This window comes from Streptomyces sp. SAS_270 (assembly GCF_052543295.1).
On record NZ_JBMNDS010000159.1, the window covers coordinates 1 to 6,551 of the forward strand.

Annotated in this window: 6 protein-coding genes and 1 tRNA gene; 5 read left to right on the top strand and 2 right to left on the bottom strand. The window is 68.8% G+C overall.

The window, feature by feature from the left end:
* Nucleotides 1-81: 81 nt before the first annotated feature.
* Nucleotides 82-549: a GatB/YqeY domain-containing protein gene (locus ACN6LB_RS45415; protein WP_356133808.1), complete on the bottom strand. Its 468-nt coding sequence runs from the start codon at nucleotides 547-549 to the stop codon at nucleotides 82-84.
* A gap of 156 nt (nucleotides 550-705) precedes the next feature.
* Here ACN6LB_RS45415 and ACN6LB_RS45420 point away from each other — a divergent pair, with 156 nt between their 5' ends.
* The 3 genes from ACN6LB_RS45420 (at nucleotide 706) to ACN6LB_RS45430 (ending at nucleotide 2,628) form a co-directional block, all read left to right on the top strand.
* Entirely contained in the window at nucleotides 706-1,632 is a 927-nt protein-coding gene (locus ACN6LB_RS45420) for a metallophosphoesterase (protein ID WP_356133810.1), read from the top strand.
* Between the two features lie 102 nt (nucleotides 1,633-1,734).
* Nucleotides 1,735-2,520 (top strand): Pr6Pr family membrane protein, encoded by a 786-nt coding sequence (locus ACN6LB_RS45425; RefSeq protein WP_356133812.1) that lies wholly within the window; start codon nucleotides 1,735-1,737, stop codon nucleotides 2,518-2,520.
* 34 nt (nucleotides 2,521-2,554) lie between these two features.
* Nucleotides 2,555-2,628, top strand: a tRNA-Pro gene (locus ACN6LB_RS45430).
* Between the two features lie 422 nt (nucleotides 2,629-3,050).
* Here the strand turns inward: ACN6LB_RS45430 and ACN6LB_RS45435 are convergent.
* Nucleotides 3,051-4,238 carry a serine hydrolase domain-containing protein gene (locus ACN6LB_RS45435; protein ID WP_445031045.1) on the bottom strand — a complete coding sequence of 396 codons (1,188 nt, stop codon included), beginning with the start codon at nucleotides 4,236-4,238 and terminating at the stop codon, nucleotides 3,051-3,053.
* A 372-nt stretch (nucleotides 4,239-4,610) separates the two neighbouring features.
* On the opposite strand from ACN6LB_RS45435, the gene ACN6LB_RS45440 reads away from it, so the two are divergent.
* A complete protein-coding gene (locus ACN6LB_RS45440) occupies nucleotides 4,611-5,570 on the top strand; it encodes an ATP-binding cassette domain-containing protein (protein WP_445031046.1) in 960 nt (319 codons plus the stop codon).
* 49 nt (nucleotides 5,571-5,619) lie between these two features.
* Nucleotides 5,620-6,435, top strand: a complete 816-nt coding sequence (locus ACN6LB_RS45445) for an ABC transporter permease (RefSeq protein WP_445031047.1) — start codon at nucleotides 5,620-5,622, stop codon at nucleotides 6,433-6,435.
* The last annotated feature ends 116 nt before the right edge of the window (nucleotides 6,436-6,551 follow it).

Here is a 6,551-nt window from a genome sequence, read left to right on the forward strand (position 1 = left end):
CCCCCCCCCCCCCCCCCCCCCCCCCCCCCCCCCCCCCCGCCGTACTCACCGGTCCATCGGCTCCGCTGATCGCGAGGCGGGTCAGGCACCCGCGAGGAGCTGCTTGACCACCGCGGCGACCCGGCCGCCCTCGGCCAGACCGGCCACCTTCGGGTTCACGATCTTCATGACCTGACCCATGGCACGCGGCCCCTCGGCACCCGCCGACCTGGCCTCCTGGACCGCCTGGGCGACGATCTGCTGGAGCTCCTCGTCGGACAGCTGCTTGGGGAGGTACGCGGCGAGGAGCTCGCCCTCCGCCTTCTCACGCTCGGCCGACTCGGCGCGACCGCCCTGGGCGAACGCGTCGGCGGCCTCACGACGCTTCTTCGCCTCCTTGGTGATCACCTTCTGCACCTCGTCGTCGGAGAGCTCGCGCTTCGTCTTGCCCGCGACCTCCTCCTTGGTGATGGCGGTGAGGGTCAGCCGGAGCGTCGAGGAGCGGAGCTCGTCGCGCTCCTTGATGGCGGCGTTGAGGTCTTCCTGCAGCTTCGACTTGAGCGTGGTCATGGGTTGATTGTCGCAGGTGTGGCAAGGCGTCCGCCCGTTGATTTTCCCTGCCGGGCGGGAGGGGCCACCGCGGTTGTCCCCCCGCCGGGCGCGAGGGGCCACCGCGGTTGTCCACAGGCGGCGCCTGCTCTCGTCGCGGTCTGACACGATGGACGCATGCGCGCGCGATACGGAGTACCCCTGGGAATCGCGGCGGCTGGTGCCGCCGGTCTCCTCTACTCGGCGGGTTTCGAAGCCCGTTCCTTCCGGCTGCGACGGGTGACGGTTCCCGTCCTGCCCCCCGGGATGCGACCCCTGCGCGTCCTTCAGGTCTCCGACATCCACATGGTCAGCGGCCAGCGCAAGAAGCAGCACTGGCTGCGCTCGCTGGCCGGGCTGCGCCCCGACTTCGTCATCAACACCGGGGACAACCTCTCCGACCCGGAGGGCGTGCCGGAGGTACTGGACGCGCTGGGCCCGCTGATGGACTTCCCGGGGGCGTACGTCTTCGGTTCGAACGACTACTACGGCCCCAAACCCCGTAACCCCGCCCGGTACTTGTTCGAGAAGGCCCAGGGCCGCCACGGCCTGAACGGCAACGCCCCGGTCGTGAACGCCGTCCACAACCCCTGGGAGGACCTGCGCGACGGCTTCGACGCGGCGGGCTGGCTGAACCTGACGAACACCCGCGGGACGCTGAAGATCGAGGGCGCGGAGATCGAGCTGACCGGCCTCGACGACCCGCACATCAAGCGCGACCGCTACGCGCGCGTGGCGGGCGGCCCGTCGAACGCGGCCGACTTCTCCCTCGGCGTGGTCCACGCCCCGTACCTGCGCGCACTGGACGCGTTCACCGCGGACGGCTACCCCCTGATCCTGGCGGGCCACACCCACGGCGGTCAGATCTGCCTCCCCTTCTACGGCGCCTTCGTCACCAACTGTGACCTGGACACGGACCGCGTGAAGGGCCTGTCCACGCACACGGCGGAGGACCAGACGTCGTACATGCACGTCTCGGCGGGCTGCGGAACCAACCGCTACACGCCGGTACGGTTCGCCTGCCCGCCGGAGGCTTCGTTGCTGACGCTGGTGGGGCGGAAGTAGGGGAAGTGGGGGGAGTGAAAGGAGTGGGGGAAGTGAAGTAAGGGGTAACCCACCCGGACCGCCCGTATCGCCCGATTTGCCAGCCCCGCTTAGCGTGAGGGCATGACCGCCCCGATCCCCAAGGACATACCGGATCTGCCCGCGATCACGGGCGTACCGGCGCTGATCCCGTCCGCCGTCCCCGCGTCGGCGGTGGTGGCCCCCGTACGCCGTCCACTGGCAGCCGTCTTCCGCCTGCTGGTCGCGCTGGCCGCGACGGCAGGCGTGACGATCGACCTGATGCTCGGCAGCCCGGCCCGGGTCCTGAGCTACTTCACGATCCAGAGCAACATCCTCGTCGCCGTGGTCTTCACAGCGGCGGCGGCACGGGCATGGTCCGCCCGCCGCCCGCTGCCCCCACTGGTGACGGGCGGCACGCTGCTCTTCATCGTGACCACGGGCCTGGTCTACCACCTGATCCTGACGAACGCGTCGAGCCCGTTCTCGATGACGGGCGAGGTGGCCGCCCTCACGGGATGGCCGGCGCTCGCCAACCAGATCCTCCACACGGTGATCCCGATCGCGGCACTCCTGGACTGGCTGCTCCTGACCAGCCCACCCCCACTGGCCCTGCGCCACGCGCCGGTCTGGCTCCTCTACCCCCTCGCCTATCTCGCCTTCTCCCTGGCAAGGGGCGAACTGCTCCCTTCGGGCACCACGGCCCGCTATCTCTACCCCTTCCTGGACGTCGACCAGCACGGCTACAAGGGCATCCTGAGCAACGCCCTCCTCCTCGGCCTCGCCATCTACGCCCTGGCCCTCCTCCTCATAGCCCTCGACCACATCCGCCCCGACCCCATCCGCCGCCGCGCCAAAACCGGATTTCGTCTCCGGCCACCGGTGGGCTAAAGTAAACGACGTCGCCGCGACAAGCAGCGACAATCGGGGTGTAGCGCAGCTTGGCAGCGCGCTTCGTTCGGGACGAAGAGGTCGTGGGTTCAAATCCCGCCACCCCGACAGCTAAATCGCAGGTCAGGCCCGGTGCTGATGTTTCAGCACCGGGCCTGTCTCGTTCTTCAGGGGCTCTCTGGAGAAATCCTGGAGAAGATCTTGGAATCTGTCTCCAGATCGGTGCCCGCCAGCGAGCTTTCAGCAACGCGGCAGGATTCCCAGGTCTGCGATCTTGCAGTGCCTGATTCGGGACAACGTGCTGACCCGCATGTCTGCCAGGAGTCACGGCTCGGTGATCTCCCAGGGCCTCAATGCAAGGCAGGAATCGTCCAGGTCCGACAGCACACCGCCACCGCGCTGTCGGACCATCGAGAGTTCAAGCGAGTCATCCGTTTTGAGGGCCGGCACGCACACTGTTGCGCGAGTGCCTGAGGAATGCGGGGAGCGAGTCTCCAGGATGTCCCCGCCCGCGTCATCTCGGGCGTGTGTCAGTTCTGGTCGGACGCGTCGCCGTAGACGTTGCCGGGGCTGACCACCTGGGTGATGGCCCGGCCGAGGAGGGTGCTGGGATTCTCGCCGTTGGAGGCGATGTCGGTGTTGAGCAGGATCACCATCGTCGCCTTCTGGGCGGGCAGGTAGACCGTCAGGCTCTGGTAGCCGGGCAGGGAGCCCGCGTGGCCGATCCACCCGTGGTTGATGTCGATGCCCAGCCCGTAGGCGTCACCCGGCGCGCCGGTGGGGTGCGCGTCGAGGCGCTCCGCCTGGGTCTGCGGGGTCAGCAGTTTGCCTGTCGCGACGTTCTTCGCCCAGGAGCGCATGTCGTCCAGGTCCGAGATCATCGCGCCGGCTGCCCAGCCCCAGCTGGGGTTGAAGTGCGTGGCGTCCGCCACCGTGCCGTCCGGCGTCTGGTCGGTGTAGCCGTGGGCGTGCGGCCGCGGGAACTCCGCCGCCTTCGGCAGGAAGGTGTGGTCCAGGCCGCTCGGCCGCGTGATCAGGTTCCGGATCACGTTCCTCAAGGGACGGTGGGTGATCTTCTCGACGACCAGGCCGAGCAGCACGGTGTTGGTGTTGGAGTAGTCGAACTGCGTGCCGGGGGCGAACTGGTTGGGGTGCTTGAAGGCGATGCTGAGCAGCTCACTCGGCGACCACTGGCGATGCGGCTCGGTCGTCAGCAGGTGCTGGAAGCTCTCGTCCTTGGTGTAGGCGAACAGGCCGCTGCGCATGTCCGCGAGCTGACGCAGCGTGATGTGCTTTCCGTCGGGCACTCCGTCGACGTACTCGGAGATCGGGTCGTCCAGGCCGACTTTGCCGCGGTCGACGAGCTGGAGCAGCGCGGTGACGGTGAAGGTCTTGGTCTCGCTGCCGATCCGCATGTTCAGGTCGGTTCGCATCGGGGCGCAGTCCCTCTTGTTCCGGACGCCGAAAGCCCGCACGTAGCGCGGCTGTCCGGGCTTCCAGACGCCCACGATCACTCCAGGGACACCGGCGTCGGCGGCCGTCTTGCGGATCACCCGGTCCAGTTTCGCCGCGGTTGTTTTCCAGGGCTGTGGCGCGGCGGCCGATTCCCTGGGAACCGGTACGGCCGCTGCGGCGACCGGGGGCAGGGAGGCCGCCGCGCAGGCAGAGACGACCATCGCGATGCTGAGCAGGGCAGTTCGGCCCGTCCGAATGAACATATGTCATAGGTAAATCCGTCCGGGCCTTTGCCCGCAGCACCACGCCGCCCCCCAGCGCACATTCATCCGAACGCCTCGGGTTCGCTCCGCAAAGAACTCTCACAGGCCCTGGCCGATGTACTTCGGACGGCTCTGGAGAATTCCTGGAGATGATCTTTGCATCGAAGCCCTCGGGCACCTCGCCGCCGGAACCGCTCGACGAAGCCTGCTTCGGCACGCCACCGAGATCACGCCACAGAGATCACGTCTCCGCTGACACCCCCTGACAGCCCTCGCCGACCGCTGTCAGCCTGCCGGCCGACGGCTGTCAGGAGGGCCCGGCATCGTCATGGTCGTCGAGAACGACGAGGACCTGACGAGGAGTTGTTCGATATGGGGTACGCGATCCGGGCCGAGGGACTGGTCAAGAAGTACGGGGACTTCACCGCGCTGGACGGGGTCGACCTGGAGGTTCCGGCCGGCAAGGTCGTCGGTGTCCTAGGGCCCAACGGTGCCGGCAAGACGACCACTGTGCGCATCCTGGCCACGCTGCTGCGCCCCGACGCCGGACACGCCACCATCGGCGGTCACGACATCGCCGAGGACCCGGTGAAGGTGCGGCAGTTGATCGGGCTGACCGGGCAGTACGCCTCCGTGGACGAGACCCTGTCCGGTACCGAGAACCTGGTGCTCATCGGGCGGCTGCTCGGCCTGTCCCGGCGCGATGCGAAGGCGCGGGCGGCCGAGCTCCTGGAGAGCTTCTCCCTCACCGAGGCGGCCCGCAAGCCGATCACCACCTTCTCCGGCGGTATGCGGCGGCGTCTGGACCTGGCCGCCTCCCTGGTCGGCCGGCCTCAGGTGCTCTTCCTGGACGAGCCCACCACCGGTCTCGACCCGCATGCGCGGCAGGAAGTCTGGGACGTCGTACGGAAGTTGGTCGCGCAGGGGTCCACGGTGTTGCTGACCACGCAGTACCTCGAAGAGGCCGACCAGCTCGCCGACTCCATCACCGTCTTCGACAAGGGCCGCAAGGTCGCCGAGGGCCGGCCCGGTGAGCTCAAGCGCCGCGTGGGCGGCCAGATCCTCCAGGTCCGGCCCACCGTGGCCGCCGATGTACCGCGGGTCGTCGGGATGCTCGCCGAGCTGAGCGGACACGCCCCCACCCAGGACTCCGGTGTACTCACCGTGCCGGCCGACGACCCGCTGATCGTCGCCGCTGTCGCCCGCCGCCTGGACGGCGCCGGCATCCCCGCCGACGAGCTCGGCCTGCGGCTGCCCAGCCTGGACGAGGTCTTCCTCGCCCTGACCGGACACGCGCCCGCCGTCACCGACGAGCAGCCCGTCGCCGTCTGAGCCCCCGGCTCCCCCCGTTCCGCGCAGACCTTCCCGAGAGGACCCCGTCATGAGCACCCTGCCCCTCGGCGCCCCCGCCGAACTTTCCAGCCGTATCGGCCTCGCGCAGACCGCGCAGCACAGCCTCGCCCTCGCCGGCCGTGGCGTCACCAAGTTCATGAAGTCGCCGATGCAGCTGGTCGATGTGATCCTCACCCCGATCATCAGCCTGCTGATGTTCATCTACCTGTTCGGGGACGCCATGTCCGGCGGCGACACCCATGGCTACCTGCAGCACGTCACCCCGGGCGTCATGGTCATGGCCGTCTTCCAGGCCAGTATCGGCATCGGTGCCTCGCTCAGCGCGGACGCCAGTACAGGGATCTTCGACCGGTTCCGCAGCATGCCGATCGCCCGCTCCAGCCCGCTGATCGGCGCCGTCCTCGCCGACATCGTCCGCTACATCGCCTGCCTGGGCACCCTGGTCGTCCTCGCCCTGGTCATGGGGTACCGCGTCGGGACCAACCCCCTCGCCTCGCTCGCCGCGGTCGCCCTGCTCATCGGCTTCGCCCTCAGCTTCTCCTGGATCTCCGTGTACCTCGGCATGCTGATCAAGAACCCCGCCTCCGTGCAGGGCCTGATGACCATCCTGATCCTGCCGCTCACCTTCGCCAGCAACGTCTTCGTCTCCGACAAGAAGATGGCCGACTGGCTGCAGGCCTGGTCCGACGTCAACCCCGTCTCCCTGGTGGCCGACTCGGTCCGCGGCCTGCTCAACGGCGGCCCGGTCGCCGGCTCCCTCGCCGGCAGCCTCGCCTGGATGGCCGGCGTGATCGTGGTCTTCTTCCCGCTGGCGATGCGGGCCTACCGCAAGAACGCCGGATGATCCTCCGGTGAAGTGCCCGGCCGGGCGAGGCTGCCGGCGAGGGAGCCGGCGACCGGGCCGCCGTTGAGCAGGCCGCGGACCGAGTCGGCCACCAGGGAGACGGGGTTGACGTCGGA

Coding starts and splice junctions, on each gene's coding strand:
- ACN6LB_RS45445 (WP_445031047.1), top strand. CDS start 5,620: ATGAGCACCCTGCCCCTCGGCGCCCCCGCCGAACTTTCCAGCCGTATC.
- ACN6LB_RS45425 (WP_356133812.1), top strand. CDS start 1,735: ATGACCGCCCCGATCCCCAAGGACATACCGGATCTGCCCGCGATCACG.
- ACN6LB_RS45440 (WP_445031046.1), top strand. CDS start 4,611: ATGGGGTACGCGATCCGGGCCGAGGGACTGGTCAAGAAGTACGGGGAC.
- ACN6LB_RS45415 (WP_356133808.1), bottom strand. CDS start 549: ATGACCACGCTCAAGTCGAAGCTGCAGGAAGACCTCAACGCCGCCATC.
- ACN6LB_RS45420 (WP_356133810.1), top strand. CDS start 706: ATGCGCGCGCGATACGGAGTACCCCTGGGAATCGCGGCGGCTGGTGCC.
- ACN6LB_RS45435 (WP_445031045.1), bottom strand. CDS start 4,238: ATGTTCATTCGGACGGGCCGAACTGCCCTGCTCAGCATCGCGATGGTC.